Annotated in this window: 20 protein-coding genes; 15 read left to right on the top strand and 5 right to left on the bottom strand. The window is 70.8% G+C overall.

Going from position 1 to position 17,080, the window contains the following annotated elements:
- Nucleotides 1-62 precede the first annotated feature (62 nt).
- From ACWF7A_RS05555 to ACWF7A_RS05540, 4 genes are read left to right on the top strand one after another with little or no spacing between them, the layout of a single operon-like run.
- Complete coding sequence (locus ACWF7A_RS05555; protein ID WP_452249216.1) at nt 63-719, top strand: HAD family hydrolase; 657 nt, start codon at nt 63-65, stop codon at nt 717-719.
- On the top strand, nt 716-1,720 hold the full coding sequence (locus ACWF7A_RS05550; RefSeq protein WP_452249215.1) for a phosphotransferase family protein: 1,005 nt from the start codon (nt 716-718) through the stop codon (nt 1,718-1,720). The genes ACWF7A_RS05555 and ACWF7A_RS05550 overlap by 4 nt, the downstream gene beginning before the upstream one ends.
- On the top strand, nt 1,720-2,931 hold the full coding sequence (locus ACWF7A_RS05545; protein WP_452249214.1) for an acyl-CoA dehydrogenase family protein: 1,212 nt from the start codon (nt 1,720-1,722) through the stop codon (nt 2,929-2,931). Before ACWF7A_RS05550 ends, ACWF7A_RS05545 begins: the two co-directional genes overlap by 1 nt.
- 4 nt (nt 2,932-2,935) lie before the next feature.
- Nucleotides 2,936-3,442 carry a GNAT family N-acetyltransferase gene (locus ACWF7A_RS05540; protein ID WP_452249213.1) on the top strand — a complete coding sequence of 169 codons (507 nt, stop codon included), beginning with the start codon at nt 2,936-2,938 and terminating at the stop codon, nt 3,440-3,442.
- A 13-nt stretch (nt 3,443-3,455) separates the two neighbouring features.
- Here the strand turns inward: ACWF7A_RS05540 and ACWF7A_RS05535 are convergent, their stop codons facing one another.
- Nucleotides 3,456-4,169 (bottom strand): poly-gamma-glutamate hydrolase family protein, encoded by a 714-nt coding sequence (locus ACWF7A_RS05535; RefSeq protein WP_452249212.1) that lies wholly within the window; start codon nt 4,167-4,169, stop codon nt 3,456-3,458.
- Between the two features lie 54 nt (nt 4,170-4,223).
- Entirely contained in the window at nt 4,224-4,655 is a 432-nt protein-coding gene (locus ACWF7A_RS05530; RefSeq protein WP_189153443.1) for an Hsp20/alpha crystallin family protein, read from the bottom strand.
- 104 nt (nt 4,656-4,759) lie between these two features.
- Between ACWF7A_RS05530 and ACWF7A_RS05525 the strand changes: the two genes are divergently transcribed.
- The gene (locus tag ACWF7A_RS05525) at nt 4,760-5,305 is read left to right on the top strand and encodes an HSP18 transcriptional regulator (RefSeq protein ID WP_452249211.1); all 546 of its coding nucleotides are present in this window, start codon (nt 4,760-4,762) and stop codon (nt 5,303-5,305) included.
- A gap of 3 nt (nt 5,306-5,308) precedes the next feature.
- On the opposite strand, the gene ACWF7A_RS05520 is transcribed toward ACWF7A_RS05525, so the two are convergent.
- On the bottom strand, nt 5,309-6,157 hold the full coding sequence (locus ACWF7A_RS05520; RefSeq protein ID WP_452249210.1) for a S66 peptidase family protein: 849 nt from the start codon (nt 6,155-6,157) through the stop codon (nt 5,309-5,311).
- Nucleotides 6,154-8,040 carry a dipeptidyl-peptidase 5 gene (locus tag ACWF7A_RS05515; protein WP_452249209.1) on the bottom strand — a complete coding sequence of 629 codons (1,887 nt, stop codon included), beginning with the start codon at nt 8,038-8,040 and terminating at the stop codon, nt 6,154-6,156. The genes ACWF7A_RS05520 and ACWF7A_RS05515 overlap by 4 nt, the downstream gene beginning before the upstream one ends.
- Before the next feature lie 78 nt (nt 8,041-8,118).
- Between ACWF7A_RS05515 and ACWF7A_RS05510 the strand changes: the two genes are divergently transcribed.
- The 6 genes from ACWF7A_RS05510 to ACWF7A_RS05485 all read left to right on the top strand — a co-directional run bounded on the left by ACWF7A_RS05510 (nt 8,119) and on the right by ACWF7A_RS05485 (nt 12,790).
- Entirely contained in the window at nt 8,119-8,685 is a 567-nt protein-coding gene (locus tag ACWF7A_RS05510; protein WP_189153447.1) for a DUF3090 domain-containing protein, read from the top strand.
- 1 nt (nt 8,686) lies between these two features.
- Nucleotides 8,687-9,472, top strand: coding sequence for an SCO1664 family protein (locus ACWF7A_RS05505; protein WP_452249208.1), 786 nt, complete (start codon nt 8,687-8,689; stop codon nt 9,470-9,472).
- Between the two features lie 178 nt (nt 9,473-9,650).
- A complete protein-coding gene (locus ACWF7A_RS05500) occupies nt 9,651-10,685 on the top strand; it encodes a S66 family peptidase (protein WP_452249207.1) in 1,035 nt (344 codons plus the stop codon).
- A gap of 135 nt (nt 10,686-10,820) precedes the next feature.
- Nucleotides 10,821-11,267: a hypothetical protein gene (locus ACWF7A_RS05495; protein ID WP_452249206.1), complete on the top strand. Its 447-nt coding sequence runs from the start codon at nt 10,821-10,823 to the stop codon at nt 11,265-11,267.
- Between the two features lie 254 nt (nt 11,268-11,521).
- Entirely contained in the window at nt 11,522-11,974 is a 453-nt protein-coding gene (locus tag ACWF7A_RS05490; protein WP_452249564.1) for an aminoglycoside phosphotransferase family protein, read from the top strand.
- 9 nt (nt 11,975-11,983) lie between these two features.
- Nucleotides 11,984-12,790 carry a DUF3097 domain-containing protein gene (locus tag ACWF7A_RS05485; protein WP_452249205.1) on the top strand — a complete coding sequence of 269 codons (807 nt, stop codon included), beginning with the start codon at nt 11,984-11,986 and terminating at the stop codon, nt 12,788-12,790.
- Here the strand turns inward: ACWF7A_RS05485 and ACWF7A_RS05480 are convergent.
- Nucleotides 12,787-13,203, bottom strand: coding sequence for a hypothetical protein (locus ACWF7A_RS05480; protein ID WP_452249204.1), 417 nt, complete (start codon nt 13,201-13,203; stop codon nt 12,787-12,789). The genes ACWF7A_RS05485 and ACWF7A_RS05480 overlap by 4 nt on opposite strands.
- A 98-nt stretch (nt 13,204-13,301) precedes the next feature.
- On the opposite strand from ACWF7A_RS05480, the gene ACWF7A_RS05475 reads away from it, so the two are divergent.
- The 4 genes from ACWF7A_RS05475 (at nt 13,302) to ACWF7A_RS05460 (ending at nt 17,052) form a co-directional block, all read left to right on the top strand.
- The gene (locus ACWF7A_RS05475) at nt 13,302-13,727 is read left to right on the top strand and encodes an NfeD family protein (protein ID WP_452249203.1); all 426 of its coding nucleotides are present in this window, start codon (nt 13,302-13,304) and stop codon (nt 13,725-13,727) included.
- Nucleotides 13,728-13,753: 26 nt separating this feature from the next.
- Complete coding sequence (locus ACWF7A_RS05470; RefSeq protein WP_452249202.1) at nt 13,754-14,959, top strand: SPFH domain-containing protein; 1,206 nt, start codon at nt 13,754-13,756, stop codon at nt 14,957-14,959.
- 186 nt (nt 14,960-15,145) lie between these two features.
- Entirely contained in the window at nt 15,146-15,568 is a 423-nt protein-coding gene (locus ACWF7A_RS05465) for a YciI family protein (protein ID WP_452249201.1), read from the top strand.
- Nucleotides 15,569-15,762: 194 nt separating this feature from the next.
- Nucleotides 15,763-17,052, top strand: a complete 1,290-nt coding sequence (locus tag ACWF7A_RS05460) for an RNA polymerase sigma factor (protein ID WP_452249200.1) — start codon at nt 15,763-15,765, stop codon at nt 17,050-17,052.
- Nucleotides 17,053-17,080: the final 28 nt, after the last annotated feature.

Genomic DNA, 17,080 nt, shown 5'->3' with positions numbered 1-17,080 from the left:
CGAAAGGTGGACGGAACAGTCACCGGTTGCCGACATACCGACCGGTCGGTACCCTCCTGGGCGTGGGTGACACAACGCTTCCGCAGCAGCCCCTGGTCGACGCGCTGATCTTCGACTGGGGCGGCGTCCTGACGGTCTCCGTGCCCGAGTTCGTCGGAGCCTGGCTGCACGCCGAGGCCATCGACCGCGACGTCTACGGCCGCATCATGCGCGACTGGCTCGGCCGCGACGCGCTCCCGGACAACCCCGTGTTCCGCCTGGAGACCGGCGAGCTCACGGTGCCCGAGTTCGAACGGCTGCTCGCCGCCGAGCTCATCACCACCAGCGGCGCGGGCATCGACGAGACCGGGCTGCTCAAGCGCATGTTCGGCGGTGCCACCCCGGACCCGGCGATGGTCGAGCTCGTCCGCAAGGCCCGTGCCGCCGGACTGCACACCGCGCTGCTGTCCAACAGCTGGGGCGAGGGCTACCCGAAGGACCTGCTGCTGGAGCTGTTCGACACCGTCGTCATCAGCGGCCGGATCGGCCTGCGCAAACCCGACGAGCGCATCTACCTGCACACCCTCGAGCAGGTCGGCGTCCCCGCCGCGCGGTCGGTGTTCTTCGACGACGCGCCCGTCAACGTCGAATCCGCCCAGGCCGTCGGCATGCACGCCTTCCGCCACACCAGTGCCGAGAGCACCCGCGCCCACCTCGCCACCCTCGGAGTGAACCTGTGACCGACCTTCCCGGCCTCGACCTGCAGGCCCTGGCCACGCACCTGGGCACGGGCCCGCTGACCGGCGAGCTGTTCCGCGGCGGCCGCTCCAACCTCACCTACCGCGTCAGCGACGGCACCCAGACCTGGGTCCTGCGCCGCCCGCCGCTGGGCCACGTCCTCGCGACCGCGCACGACATGGCCCGCGAGTTCCGCGTCATCTCCGCGCTCGCCGACACCACCGTGCCCGTACCGGGCGCGAAGCTGCTGGTCGAGGACACCTCGGTGATCGGCGCGCCGTTCTACCTGATGCAGGAGATGCCCGGCGCCGCCCTGCGCGAACGGTCCCAGTGCCCGTGGATCACCCCCGAGGACGCGCGCACCCTGTCCGAACGGCTCGTCGACGTGCTCGCCGAGCTGCACTCCGTCGACCCCGCCTCCGTGGGCCTGCAGGACTTCGGCCGCCCCGAGGGGTTCATGGCCCGGCAGGTCAAGCGGTGGGGCAAGCAGCTCGACGCCTCCCGCAGCCGTGACCTGCCCGGCGTCGAGGAACTGCGCGACAAGCTCGCCGACACCGTCCCCGGCTCGCCGCGCGCCGCGATCATCCACGGCGACTACCGCCTCGACAACGCCCTGGTCACCCAGGACCCGCTCGCCATCAGCGCCGTCCTGGACTGGGAGATGGCCACCCTCGGCGACCCGCTCGCCGACCTCGGCCTGCTCTACGTCTACTGGGCCGGCCTCGGCGCGGACAACGACCCGATCACCGGCGGCGTCACCTCGCTTCCCGGGTTCCTCACCGCCGACGAGCTCGTCGCCCGCTACACCGCCGCCACCGGCACCGACACCTCCGGCCTGGGCTGGTACATCGCCTTCGGCTACTTCAAGCTCGCCGTCATCGTCGAAGGCATCCACTTCCGCTTCGCCAGCGGCAAGACCGTCGGCGCCGGCTTCGAAAAGCTCGGCGCGTTCACCGTTCCCCTCGTGCGGCAGGGACTCGCCGCCGCCCACAAGGAGCTCTAATGGACTTCGCCTACGACGCCAAGACCGAGGAACTGCGCACCAAGCTCCTCACGTTCATGGACTCCCACGTCTACCCGGCCGAAGCGGTCCTCGAACAGCAGCTGCACGACGCCGCCGACCCGTGGGAACGCCAGCCGATCCTCGAAGAGCTCAAGGCCGAGGCCCGCCGCCAGGGCCTGTGGAACCTCTTCCTGCCCGACCCCGAGCACGGCGCCGGTCTGACGAACCTGCAGTACGCGCCCCTGGCCGAGATCACCGGCCGCAGCCCCCACCTCGCCCCCGAGGCCCTCAACTGCGCCGCCCCGGACACCGGCAACATGGAAGTCCTCACCATGTTCGGCACCGACGAGCAGAAGAAGCAGTGGCTGCAGCCGCTGCTCGACGGCGAGATCCGCTCCGCGTTCTGCATGACCGAACCCGAGGTCGCCTCCTCCGACGCCACCAACATCGCCACCCGCATCGAACGCGACGGCGACGACTACGTCATCAACGGCCGCAAGTGGTGGTCCAGCGGCGCGATGAACCCCAACTGCGCCATCTTCATCGTCATGGGCAAGACCGACCCCGACGCCGAACGCCACCGCCAGCAGGCCATGATCCTCGTGCCCCGCGACACCGCCGGGGTCACCGTCAAACGCGCCCTGCACGTCTTCGGCTACGGCGACCACGCCCACGGCGGCCACGCCGAGATCGTCTTCGACAACGTCCGGGTCCCCGCGTCGAACCTGATCTCCGGCGAGGGCGAGGGCTTCGCCATCGCCCAGGCCCGCCTGGGTCCCGGCCGCATCCACCACTGCATGCGCCTGATCGGCATGGCCGAACGCGCCCTCGAGCTGATGTGCCGCCGCGTGTCCTCGCGCGTCGCGTTCGGCAAGCCCATCGCCGTCCAGGGCGTCGTGCACGAGTGGATCGCCGAGTCCCGCGTCCGCATCGAACAGGCCCGCCTGCTCGTGCTCAAGACCGCGTGGCTCATGGACACCGTCGGCAACAAGGGCGCCCACACCGAGATCCAGGCCATCAAGATCGGCGTCCCGTCCATGACCGAATGGGTCCTCGACAAGGCCATCCAGGCCCACGGCGGCGCCGGCGTCAGCCAGGACTTCCCGCTCGCCGAACTGTGGGCCGCCACCCGCACCCTGCGCCTCGCGGACGGACCCGACGAGGTCCACCGCATGTCGCTCGCGAAGCGGGAGCTGAAGAAGTACTTGTAGAGGCATGGACATCACGCGAGGCGGGCCGGCCGACGTACCGGCGATCATGGCGATGCTCGACGACGCCCAGGACTGGCTCGCCTCGCAGGGCCGCACCGGACAGTGGGGGACCGACCACTTCTCGGCGCAGCCCGCCGCCTGGGAACGGTTCACCGACCACGCCACCACCGGCACCGTCTGGCTCGCGAAGGCCGGCGGCGACGTCGCGGGCGTGATCGTCACCTCCACCACGCCACCGGAGTACGTGCCTGCTGTCGCCGAACCCGAGCACTACGTCCTGCTCCTGGTCACCGCCCGCGCCCACACCGGCGCGGGCGTGGGCGCCGCTCTGCTGCGTCACGCCCGCGACGAGGCCCGCGCCGCCGGCGTCGGGCTGCTGCGCGTGGACTGCTACGACGGCGACGACCACCGGCTCGTCGCCTACTACGAGAAGCAGGGCTTCACCTCGGTCGACACGTTCACCGCACGCGGCGGCACCTGGCCCGGCCGCGTGCTCGCCCAACGCCTCTGACCGTCCAGGACCTCTAGTTGTTGAGGGCCTCGCGGGCCGCCAGCGCCGCCCGGCACGCGTGCACGAAGTCCCAGAACACCTCGGTCGTCGTGTGCCGCCGGTCCGACCGCGAGTTCTCGGAGAACATCGCCGACCGCAGCGGGGTCGTGAGCTCCAGCTGCGCGCCCTGCCGCGACCTCGTGCGGTTCGCGATGTTCGCCCGGTCGTAGCCGCCCAGGATCGGGTGGTCGACGGCATCGATCGTGTGGAACCCCGCCCGCCGCAGCCGCGTCAGCAGCTCCAGGCGCAGCAGCGCGTCCCGGCCACCGACCAGCACCGCCCGGTCGTGGTCCTCCAGGCCCGCCGCCGCGGCCGTGCACCCGTGCAGGCCCAGCGCGTGCGACGCGCCCGACACCAGCTGCCGTGCCACGCGGTCGTCGCAGTTGGACGACGTCACGTGCAGCTCGTCGTTCGAGGCCGTGCGCAGGCCCTCGAACATCCAGTAGTCGTGGGTCTGCCCGACCGGCACGCGCGTGGAGGGGTGGTAGCCCGCGATCGCGAGGCACAGCTCCGAGGTGCCGACCTCGATGCCACCGCCGTGCGGGGCGAGAACGACCGACGGGGTGCGGGGCCGGTGCCGCCGGAAGCGGCGCCGGTAGTCCACCCGTTCCACCAGTCGGGGATCGGCGTAGAGGTCGGTGTTGGACTCGTAGACGTCCGACGCCGTCCACTGTGGATGGGGTCTCATGGCGGGCGGAAGCCTACCTGCCGTCACCCGGAAGGCCGCCGCCCGCCGGGTGAGTCACGCGTCGATCTGCCGCGGGGCGTCCTCGCCGGCGGAGATCGCGATCTTGCGGGGCTTCGCGCGTTCCGCGATCGGGATCCGCAGCGTCAGCACACCCGCGTCGTACTGGGCGTCGATCCTGTCCGTGTCGAGGGAGTCACCGAGGAACAGCTGCCGGGAGAACACACCCAGCGGCCGTTCCGACACCTGCATCTCGACGTCCTTGCCGACCGGCCTGCGCTCCGCCTTCACCGTCAGCACGTTGCGCTCGACGTCGAGGTCGATCGCGTCCGGCGCCACTCCCGGCAGGTCGAAGGCCACCACGAACTCGTCCCCGTCGCGGTAGGCGTCCATCGGCATCGCCGTGGGCCGCGACCACGTGCCCGCCGACCCCAGCACCTGCTGCGTCAGCCGGTCGAGCTCCCGGAACGGGTCAGTGCGCATCAACATCTGACACCTCCAGCCATTTCTCGTAGGACTGTCAATGCGCTGCCCCACTGTTCTAACATGTCATCGGAACGATGACAAGTGCTCATCGTCGTCGGGAGGATGACATGACTGACGACTACGACGCCGTGCGGTCCGCGGCCACCTCACCCGGAGACGCCTCCGAGGTCCTCGCGGCGTTGATGCTGCTCAGGCAGCTGCGTGACGAACTGTCCGGCTGGGAGCCCCAGCTCATCGAGGCCGCCCGCGCGCTGGGCACGAGCTGGGCCGACCTCGCCCCCGTCCTCGGTGTCGCCAGCCGGCAGGCCGCCGAGAAGCGCTACCTGCGGGTGCGCCGCACCGGCGAGACCGGCACCGGTGACGAACGCGTCCAGGCCGAACGCGACCGCCGCTCGGGAGACAGGGCCGTCGCCGCCTGGGCACGCGACAACGCCGCGGTGCTGCGCGGCCTCGCCGCCCAGGTCGGGCCGCACGACGCCGCCGTGCAACGGGCACTGGGCGGCGACGACGTCACGGACCTGCTCACACCACTCGCGCAGGCCGGCCCCGGGCTGCGCGACGGGCAACCCGGCCTCGCCGACCGGATCGCCGACATCGGCGAGCACACCGACCGGCTGCGCGCCGACGCCCGCCTCCGGCACCCACGCCCCTGACCCTCAGGCCAGCGACAACGTCCGCGCCTCGACGTCGAGCACCGCGTCCACGCCGATCGGCAGCGACCACGAGCCCGCGCAGTGCCCGAACCCGAAGTCGCCCAGCACCGGCACGCCCAGCCCCGACAGGCGGTCGGCCAGCACCGCCGAGACGTCACCGCAGTCCGTCCACGACCCCAGCACGATCCCGGACACCGGTTCGAACCAGCCCGCCCGCAGCAGCTGCGTCAGGATCCGGTCCAGCCGGTAGGCCTCCTCGCCGACGTCCTCCAGCAACGCGATCGCCCCCGGCACCGGCCGCGCCCACCGCGGCCCGCCGACCGACGCCGCGAGCAACGCCGCGTTCCCGCCCGTGAGCACACCGCGAGCGGAACCCGGGACCACGGGGGTGCCCGCGGTCCACGACCGCACGCCGTCGAACAGCACCTCCCGCATCCGCGCCTGCGCCAGCGGGTCGTCGACGAAGTCCGAGGTGCCCGGCATCGGCCCGAACACCGTCGGCTGACCCACCGCGTTGAGCTCGGCGTGCAGCACCGTCACGTCCGACGACCCCACGAACACCCGCGCGGGCAGGTCCTTCCACGGCACGAGGTCCGTCATCCGCAGACACCCGTAGCCGCCGCGCACGCAGAACACCGCCGCCACGTCCGAACACCACGCCGACACGAACTCATCGGCCCGTGCCTGGTCAGAGCCCGCGAGATACGGCAACGACCACGGATCCACCACAGGCGTGGTGACCTCGAGCCCCCACGAGCGCAGCACGTCGGCGCCCGCGGCGATCCGCGAGGCCAGGGCCGGGCCGGCCGGTGACACCAGCGCGACCCGGTCCCCGCGAGACAGCAGGCTCACTCCGACAGGTCCAGCACCGGCACACCGGGCGGCACGAACCCGAACGCCTGCCCGTAGAACGACAGCTCCGCCTCCAGGGCGGTCTTGATGTTCTGCGCCATCCGGAACCCGTGCTGCTCACCGGCGAACGTCAGGTACGCGTGCGGGATCCCCGACCCGGCCAGGTCCGCGGCGAACCGGTCCGCCTGCTCCGGCGGGCAGATCTCGTCCTCCAGGCCCTGCAGCAGCAGCACCGGGCCCGACACCTCCCGCGCCTTGCGCGACGGCGACCGGTCCCGGTAGCGGTCCGCGGCCTCGGGCAGCGTGCCGACCAGGCCCTCGACGTAGCGCGACTCGAAGTCGTGCGTCTCGCCGCCCTCCGACGTCCAGCCCGCCAGGTCCAGGATCGGGAACGCGACCATGCCGCACCGGTAGACGTCCGTGGAGGTCAGCGACGCCGCCGAGGTCCAGCCGCCCGCCGAGCCGCCCCGGATGCCCAGGCGCTTCGGGTCCGCCGTGCCCTCGGCCGCGAGCTGCTGGGCGACGAACGCGCAGTCCTGCACGTCCACCACACCCCACTGCTCGCGCAGCCGCTCCCGGAACGCCCGCCCGTACCCGGTCGAGCCGCCGTAGTTCACCGCGACCACGCCGATGCCGCGGCTGGTCAGGTAGGCGATGTCGCTGTCGAGCTTGGGCAGCGCGCGCCCCGTCGGCCCGCCGTGAACGTGCACCACGTACGGCGGCAGCTCGCCCTCGGGCCCTTCGAAGTCCGGGTTCGACGGCGCGTACACGTACGCCGGGATCTCCCCGAACATCCGCTCCACCGGCACCGGCAGGTACGCGGCCTCCGGTGACTCCTCACCGCCGGTCAGGTAGGTCAGCTCGCCGTTGGACAGGTCCAGGCGCACCACGGCGAAGTCCGACGTCGGCCCCGCGGCCGCGCAGATCACCACGCCGTCGCGCACCGACAGGTCCGGCACCCACGTCGGCAGGTCGGTCTGCACGTCGGTGACGGTGCCGCTGCGTTCGTCCAGCACCGCGAGGTGCCCGGAGCGCACGACCAGGTAGCGGCCCGGCGAGAGCGTCGCGAACCAGCGGTTGCCCAGCCGCCACATCGGGCCGCCCAGCTCCTCCTCGCACGGCGCCAGGTTCACGCGCGTGCCGTCGGGGGAGACGCGGAACAGGTTCCACCAGCCGTCGGGGTCGGTCAGAGCCAGCAGGGAGTCGCCCTCCCACTCGAACTGGCACACCGCCTCGGTCTCCGACCCCGCCACGACCTCGTGCGCCGAGGACCCGACCTCGGCGACGCACAGCTCGGTGCCGTCCCACGGCATCTGCGGGTGGTTCCAGCCGATCCACGCGAACCGCGTGCCGTCCGGGCTGATCCTCGGGCCGGTCATGAAGTGGTGCGACGCGCCCAGCACCCGCACTTCACCCGCCTGGGTGATCGCCACCAGGTCGCGGCGCACGTCGGTGCGCGCGTCACCCGTGACGGTCTCCCGCACGCACCACACCTCGCCGTCCGGGCCCGCCGACAGGTCGGAGTACCGCACCCCGTGATGGCGTTCCGGTGCCTCGGTCAGCGGCGTGGGCTCGGGCGAGTCCGGGTTGAACACGTACACGCGCTGGTCGTCCCAGTGCGTGAACGCCACCCTGTCCCCGGCCAGCACGACGAACGGCCGCCCGCCGTACTCGTGCACCCGGTTGCGGGCGTTCCACGGCGCGGGCAGCACCTCCACGCCGTCGCGCACCAACGCCACTCTGCCGCCCTGGGCCGGTCGGCTCTCCGCCCACCACACCCGCTCGCCGTGCAGGTCGGCCCACTGGAACCCACCGCCCGGCTTCGACGTGTCGCCTGCCGTGATGGGCGAGGTCCAGGTCCCGTACGAAGCGATCTTCACCACAACCCGACCCTATACGCGGAGTGTTTGGTGGGGGAGGACCTGCCGACGATCTCCGCGTGGCCTAGGCTCGTTTCTGCCATGGCTCGCGTCATTCACGTATTCCGCGCACCCGACCGGTTCATCGCAGGAACCGTCGGGCAGCCCGGCGACCGCATCTTCTACCTGCAGGCTTCCGAGCAGAGCAGGTTGATCAGCGTCGCCCTGGAAAAGCAGCAGGTCCAGGTCCTCGCCGAGCGCATCGGCTCGTTGCTCGAGGAGGTGCATCGCCGCTTCGGCACCGACGTGCCCGACGACGCCCCACCCGACGACCTCGACACCCAGCCCCTCGACGTGCCCGTCGAGGAGGAGTTCCGCGTCGGCACCATGGGCCTCGGCTGGGACGCCGAGTCCAAGGCGGTCGTCATCGAGCTCCTCGCGGTCTCCGAGGAGGAGGTCGACGAGGCCGTCGTGCTCGACGACACCGAGGAGGGCCCCGACGCCGTGCGGGTCTTCCTGTCGCCGTCCGCGGCCCGTGCCTTCGCCGAACGCGCCGACCGCGTCGTCAACGCCGGCCGCAAACCCTGCCCGCTGTGCAACGAACCGCTCGACGCGGACGGCCACATCTGCCCGCGGCAGAACGGCTACCGCCGCACCGAAGAAGACTGACGTGGACACCTCCGCGGCCCTGCGGTTGCTCGAACACGGCCGCATCGAGGTCGAAGGACGCCTCGTCGACGCCTCCAACGCCACCTTGTTCTGCAAGATCTCGTTGGACGGCGTCGACGCCCAGTGCGTCTACAAACCCGTGCGAGGCGAACGGCCGCTGTGGGACTTCCCCGACGGCACGCTCGCCGGCCGCGAGGTGGCCACCTACCTGATCTCCGCCGCGTCCTTCGGCGTCGTCCCGCCCACCGTGCTGCGCCCCGGCCCGTTCGGCACCGGCATGGTGCAACTGTGGGTCGACACCCGCGAAGAGGACGAGCTCGTCGACATCATCAGCGTCGACGACGTCAAACCCGGCTGGATCCCCGTCTTCCACGCCCACGACCGCTTCGGCGACCCGGCCGTGCTCGTGCACGCCGACCACCCGCGCATCGCCGAGATGTCCGCCTTCGACGTCGTCGTCAACAACGCCGATCGCAAGGGCGGCCACGTCCTGCACGCCCTCGACGGCGCCGTCTACGGCGTCGACCACGGCATCTGCCTGCACACCGAACCCAAGCTCCGCACCGTCCTGTGGGGCTGGGCCCGCGAACCCCTGCCCGAGCACGTCACCGAGACGCTGCGCCGCCTGAGATCGTCGCTCGACGGCGAGCTGGGGGAGTCGCTGCACGACCACCTCACCCGCGCCGAGGTCCGCGCCGTCGGCGAACGCGTCGAGAAGCTCCTGGCCGCGGGCGTCTACCCCGAACCCTCCGGCGACTGGCCCGCCATCCCCTGGCCGGCGTTCTAGGTCAGCAGCTCGGCCAGCTTCGCGATCCTGCAGCGCCAGAGCAACGTCGTCGGCCAGGATCACCGCGTGCACCCCGGTCTCCGGTTCGGCCACCTGTGATCACCGCAACCCCCGCGTCGACGCCTGGCACCGGTAAAGGTCGCACCCTCCGCGTCCGGCGTTACTACGCTCAGCGACCATGTCGTTGATCAACCCGCCCAAACCCCGGCCCGGCGACCGTGTCGCGATCCTCTCCCCGGCCGCAGGCGTGGCGGGCCTGTTCCCCCTGCCCCACGAACTGGGCCTGCGCCGCCTCGAACAGGACTTCGGCCTGATCCCGGTCGAGTACCCGACCACCCGCAAGATGGGCAGCACCCCGCAGGAACGGGCGAACGACCTGCACGCCGCGTTCGCCGACCCGGACATCAAGGCCGTGATCGCGACGATCGGCGGCGAGGACCAGATCACCGTCCTCAAGCACCTCGACGAGGAGCTGATCAGGGCCAACCCCAAGCCGTTCTTCGGGCACAGCGACAACACCAACCTGCTGACCTGGCTGGCCAACCGCGGTATCACCGGCTTCTACGGCGGCAGCGTCATGGTCCAGTTCGGGCGGCCCGGCGCCATGCACCCCACCACCGAGGACTCGCTGAGGGCCGCGCTGTTCACGCCGGGGGAGTACCGGCTCACCGAAAGCCTGGCGTACGGCGACAAGGACAGCCCCTGGGACGACCCGGCCACCTTCGGCACCGAGCCGGTCCTCGAACCCAGCGGCGGCTGGATCTGGCACCAGCCCGACCGCACCGTCAAGGCCAGGTCGTGGGGCGGCAACCTGGAGATCCTGTCCTGGCTGATGATGGCCGGCCGGGAGATCAACGACCCCGGGCACTACGACGGGCAGGTGCTGTTCTTCGAGACCAGCGAGGAGATGCCGTCCGCGACCGAGGTCTACCGGATCCTGCGTAACATGGGCGAACGCGGCCTGCTCGCCAGGTTCCCCGCCGTGCTCGTCGGCCGCGCCAAGGCCTGGTTCTTCACCGACCAGGACACCGACCGCGCCACCCACACCCGCGAGCAGCGTGAGGCGGTCCTGCGGGCGTTCGCCGAGTACGCGCCCGAGGCGATGATCGTGTTCGACGTCGACCTCGGCCACACCGACCCGCAGGTGATCATCCCCGTCGGCGGCACCATCGAGGTCAACGGGCCGGACCGGACGATCACCGTCACCTACTGACAGTGGCCGTGATCGGCGAACTATTCCTTGCCCATTGACATGTTCCAATTGAGACGGGCCGGGGGTTTGACGTGCGGATCACCGTGCCCCTATCTTGCTGGAGGCTTTCTGACCTGCGTGAACATCGAATTGTGAATGCGGGAAACGGTTGACATGACCTATTTCGAACGGATCGTCGTCGTGGGCGCGGCCGATCTCGGCGCGTGGGCGGCCGCGTGTCTCGCGCGACGATTCGGGCCCGTCGACCTGATCGGGCCCGGTGCCGACCGGCTCGCCGACGTCGGCGTCCGCCGCTACCCGCACGCCACGGTCCGCGACTTCGACCTCGACACCCCGGCCGTGATCGTCGACAACGACGGCGGACGGCTGCAGCGGCTGGTGTGCGACCGGCTGCTCATCGCCGGGTGGCCCGTGCCGCTGCTGCCCGCGAACCGGTGGGTCGTCGACGGGAAAGTCGTGGTGACCGGTGACGGAGCGGACCTGCGGCTGCTCTCGACGTGTTTCGACGTGAACGGTCTGTGGCGCCCGGCGCTGGCGGACTACCAGTTCCGCCGCCAATCCGGAGCGAACTCGCTAATCTGAGTTGAGTGATCGATGAGGACGCCAGAGCGCGGCTGACCCGACGTTTCGGTACCGGCGTGTCCGGGTGGATCGACGCGCTGCCCGACCTGGTCGCCACCCTCAGTGCCCGCTGGGGCCTCACGAACCTCAGGCACGTACCCGGCGGCACCGGCGCCACGTTCCTGTGCACGGGCGGCGTCCTCAAGCTCACCCCCGACCACGACATCGCCGTGCACGAGGCGCGTGCGCTCGCCGTCTGGGCCGACACCCCCGCCATGGTCGGCCTGCTCGACGCCGACCTCAGCCGCGGCGCGCTGCTGCTCGAGACCATCTCGCCCGGCACCCCGGCGGCCGATCCGGCGAAGGTCGTCCCGCACCTGCACGAGGCGAGCCCCACCGGGTTCCCGCCGCTCAAGGCCCGTGTCGACTTCCTGTTCGAGACGCTGCTGACCCGCCGCACCGGCACCTACTACGCCACCGAGCACCACCGCGCCCGCAAGCTCGCCGCCGACAACGTCAAACCCGTGCTGCTGCACGGCGACATGCACCCCGGCAACGTCCTGCAGGGCCCGCGCGGACCGGTCGCGATCGACCCGCGCGCCTGCGTCGGCGACCCGGCCGTCGACTGGCTCGACTTCGTGCACGGCGGCTACGACCTGCACGGCGCCGAGGTCGACCTCGACCGCGTCCACGAGTGGCTCACCGTCTTCAAACCGTTCTACGGCTAGGGTCTTCGCGTGCGTTCCCACGACTACGGCCGCGACGTCCTGTCGACCCCGAAGCGCAAGAAGGTCCCCGAGATCACGGCCGAACCCGGCCTCGTCGTCGAGGACCCCGCCAGCGGCTTCTGCGGAGCCGTCGTGAAGTTCGAGTACGGCCAGGTCGTCCTGGAGGACCGCCACGGCCGGCACCGGCTGTTCCCGCTGAACCCCGCCGGGTTCCTCGTCGACGGGCAGCCCGTCACGCTGGTCAAGCCCATGCCGGGCCCGCAGAAGCCGAAGACCACCGCGTCCGGGTCGGTCAAGGTCGAAGGCCTCAGGGCGAGGACCGCCAAGGCCAGCCGCATCTGGGTCGAGGGCAAGCACGACGCCGAGCTCGTCGAACGCGTCTGGGGCCACGACCTGCGTGTCGAGGGCATCGTCGTCGAACCCCTGCACGGCGTGGACGACCTGCCCCGTCTGATCACCGAGTTCGGCACCGCACCGCACCGCCGCCTCGGCGTCCTGGTCGACCACCTCGTCGCGAACTCCAAGGAGCAGCGCATCGTCGAGGAGATCCGCGACGACAACGTGCTCGTCACCGGCCACCCCTATGTCGACATCTGGCAGGCGGTGAAACCGGCGGCTGTGAAGATCAAGGCGTGGCCGGTGGTCCCGCGCGGCGTCGACTGGAAGACCGGCGTGTGCGAGCGGCTGGGCTGGGGCGAGACCTGGGAGGGCTGGCAGCGCGTCCTGAACTCGGTCAGCAGCTACAAGGACATCGAGTCCGACCTGCTCGGCGCCGTCGAGCGGCTGATCGACTTCGTCACCGTCCCCCAGGACTAGACGTCGCGCCGCTGCGGCGTCCACGCGATGAGGTTCATGCCCACCGAGCCGAGCGCCAGCACGCTCAGCATCACGCCCAGCACCCAGAACACCTGGTCGTTGTCGGCCAGCGCCGCGTCCACCACCCGGCCGTCGCGCAGGTCGTAGCGCACGGTCACCCGCGTGCCCGTCTCGTGGGCGGACCCGTTCTCCGAGAGCGTCTGCACCTGCTTGGTGCCGTCGGGCAGCGCGTACTCGACGCGCACCGACGCGCTCTTGCCGGACTTGATCCGCTCCTGGACCGTCGCCTCGGTGCTGGCCCACGACTGCTGCTCGGCCGCCGACCGCAGCACGATCACCAGACCCACGACCGCGCCCACCAGCACGAGCCCCGACACGAACCGGCCGGTCCGCGACTTCACCGTCTTCGCCACGCCTGAATCATCTGCCGTTGATCGATTTCGTTACGGTCCGGGGCTCAGCACGGTGAATCTTCCCGTTGCGTGGTCCCCGTTGGTGTATGTATGGGCTCATGGCCGCGCTGATCTGGCTGATCGTCGGGATACTGCTCGTCGTCGCCGAGGTTCTCTCAGGTGACTTCGTGCTGGTCATGCTCGGCGCCGCCGCGCTGGCCGCGGCCGGGGTGTCCGCCGTGGGCGCCGCCGACCTGGTGAGCGTGCTCGTCTTCGCGGCCACGTCGCTGGGCCTGATCGTCACGGCCCGGCCGTTGCTCAAGAAGCGGCTGCAGCTCGGCTCGAACATCCGGATGCACCACGAGGCGCTGCTGGGCAGCCGGGCCGTCGCGGTGACGCAGGTGACCGAGCACGGCGGGCAGGTCAAGATCGGCGGCGACACCTGGAGCGCGCGCACCCTCGACGGGTCCGTGGTCGAAGAAGGCGAAGCCGTCACCGTTGTCGAGATCTCGGGCGCCGTCGCCGTGGTGATAGCCGCGGTCTGAGCGCCCGCAGGAGGGTGTGAACCGAGTTGGACCCGATCACCGCTGTGATCGCCGCCGTCATCGCGATCTTCGTGCTGACCATCGCCGTCAAGTCCGTGCTGGTCATCCCGCAGGCGCAGGCCGCCGTCATCGAACGCCTCGGCCGCTACCGCAACACCGCGGCACCCGGCCTGAACATCATGGTCCCGTTCATCGACAAGGTGCGCGCCCGCATCGACCTGCGCGAGCAGGTCGTGTCGTTCCCGCCGCAGCCGGTGATCACCCAGGACAACCTGACCGTGTCCATCGACACCGTCGTGTACTTCCAGGTCACCGAGCCGCGTTCCGCGGTCTACGAGATCTCCAACTACATCGTCGGCGTCGAGCAGCTCACCATCACGACGCTGCGCAACCTCGTCGGTGGCATGAGCCTGGAGGAGACGCTCACCTCGCGTGACCACATCAACGGTCAGCTGCGCGGGGTGCTCGACGAGGCGACCGGCCGCTGGGGCCTGCGCGTCGCCCGCGTCGAGCTCAAGTCGATCGACCCGCCGCCCTCCATCCAGGACTCGATGGAGAAGCAGATGCGCGCCGACCGCGAGAAGCGCGCCATGATCCTCACCGCCGAGGGCCAGCGCGAGTCGTCCATCAAGACCGCCGAGGGCCAGAAGCAGTCGCAGATCCTCGCCGCGGAAGGCGCCAAGCAGGCGTCGATCCTGTCCGCCGAGGGTGAGCGGCAGTCGCAGATCCTGCGAGCGCAGGGTGAACGCGCGGCCCGCTACCTGCAGGCGCAGGGTCAGGCGAAGGCCATCGAGAAGGTCTTCGGCGCGATCAAGGACGGCAAGCCCACCCCGGAGGTGCTGGCCTACCAGTACCTGCAGACGCTGCCGCAGATGGCGCAGGGCGACGCGAACAAGGTCTGGATGATCCCGACCGACTACGGCAAGGCCCTCGAAGGGTTCGCCAAGATGCTCGGCGCGCCCGGCGAGGACGGCGTCTTCCGCTACGAGCCGCCCACCGACACCACCGAGCGTCCCAAGCCCGAGGACGACGACGAGTCGGTCGCCGCCTGGTTCGACCTCAAGTCCGACCCGAAGGTCGCCGAGGCGGTCGCCGCCGCGGAGGCCGTCGCGCGTCAGGAGGTGCCCGGTCCGCTGAGCACCCCGCCGCGTTCGGTCGGCGGCGCGTTCCCGGTGCCGGAGCTGGAGGCGGAGCAGCCCCGTTCGCTGCACCAGCCCGACGACCGGGTCTGAGCAGCAGCACGGCACGCCCAGCGGCCCATCCCGATCACCGGGGTGGGCCGCTTCGTCGTCTCACCAGCGCGAACAGAAACTTTCTAAGAAATTCCGGGTCGTGTGTCGATCGAACGCCCGGCCCGTTCGACCTGAGCGTGAAAGGGTCCACAACGGACCCGCACGAACCATCTGGGAGAGACCGACATGAAGTTCATGCTGATCTGGCGCGTGACCTCCGACGAGGCCTGGGGCAACCTCGGTGAGATCGACTTCGACCAGATGCTCGAGACCGTCGGCAAGTTCAACGAGGAGCTCATCGAGGCCGGCGTCCTGGTCGCCGCCGAGGGCCTGGCCCCGGCCGAGGAGGGTGTCGTCGTCGACTTCTCCTCCGAGCCGCCGGTCGTCACCGACGGCCCGTACGGGGAGACCAAGGAGCTGTTCAACGGCTTCTACCTGATCAACGTCCCCACGATCCAGGACGCGGTCGAGTGGGCCAAGCGCACGCCGATGACCGCGGCCGGGTTCAAGACCGAGATCCGCCGCGTGCCGACGATCGACGAGTTCCCGCAGGACAACGAGTGGATCAAGAAGGAACGCGCGTGGCGCGAGTCCACGGGCCAGCTCTGAGCCCGTTCATCCTTGATCTAGTGGTGTGACTCGGAACGTCGGCGAGGTGATCCACGCTCAGCAGGGCACCTCGCGGCGCCGCCCCCACACCCCCGTACAACCAGTACGAGGAAGTGGGGGCGACACCACGATGCACCCGTCCGACCGCGAATCCCCCCGGCAACGTTCCGAGCCACACCACTAGTTTGGGTCCCATGAGCGACCCCACGGGACGCAAGGCCGTAGCAGCGGTGTGGCGCATCGACTCCGCGAGGATCATCGGTGCGCTCACCCGCTACACCGGTGACTTCGCGCTGGCCGAGGACCTGGCGCAGGAGGCACTGGCCGAGGCGCTGGTGACCTGGCCGCGCGAAGGCGTCCCGAACAACCCGGCGGGCTGGCTGCTCACCGTCGGGAGGCGACGCGCGATCGACGCGTTCCGCCGCCGCAGCGCCCGCGACGAGAAGTACGCCGCCATGGCCCACCACCTGTCCGAGGGAGGCGCGTTGACCGGCGCCGACCCCGGGCCCGCCCCCGACGACGTGCTGTGGGACCCCGACCAGATCGACGACGACACCCTCGCGCTGATGTTCACCTCGTGCCACCCGGTGCTGTCGCGCGAGTCCGGGGTGGCGCTGACGTTGCGCGTGATCGGCGGTCTGACCAGCGACGAGATCGCGCGGGCGTTCCTGGTGCCCACGGCGACGGTGCAGGCGCGCATCACCCGCGCGAAGAAGTCCCTCGGCGCGGCCGGGGTGCCGTTCGAGGTGCCGCCCGCGGCCGAACGACCCGCGCGCCTGGCGCAGGTCCTCAGCGTCGTCTACCTGATCTTCACCGAGGGCTCGTCCGCGAGCTCGGGCGACGAGGTCATCCGCTTCGACCTGGCCGGAGAGGCACAGCGGCTCGCCCGGATCCTGTCGCGGCTGATGCCGGAGGAGCCCGAGGTCCACAGCCTGCTCGCCCTGCTGGAGCTCACCGCCGCCCGTTTCCCCGCGCGCCGGGGCCCGGACGGGCGGACGGTGCTGCTGGAGGAGCAGGACCGGCGGCGCTGGGACCGGTCCGCGATCGCCCGCGGCCGCGCCGCCCTCGCCAAGGCCACCGACGCCGGCCGCGGGTACGGCTACTACGGGCTGCAGGCCGCGATCGCCGAGTGCCACGCGCTGGCGTCCTCGGTGCAGGACACGAACTGGGGCCGCATCGTCGCGCTCTACGACGGCCTGGGCCGGCTGGCCCCGTCGCCGGTCGTGGACCTCAACCGCGCCGTCGCCGTGTCGATGGCGCAGGGCCCCGAGGCGGCGCTGCCGATCGTCGACTCGCTGGCGTCCGCGGACGCGTTCAAGGACTCGCACCAGCTACCGGGTGTGCGCGGAGAGTTGCTGCGGCGGCTGGGCCGGTTCGGCGAGGCCCGTACCGAGCTTGAGCAGGCGATTCGATTGTGCGGCAATGAACGCGAGCGGGAGGTTCTGACCAGGAAGCTGGCCGAGCTGTCGCCATCTGACCACTGAGGGTGAACCTTAAATCCGTTAGGGCGAC

This window comes from Lentzea sp. NPDC055074 (genome assembly GCF_053608005.1).
Note: the sequence above shows the minus strand (reverse complement) of the source record. Positions and strands in the feature narration are given on the sequence as shown.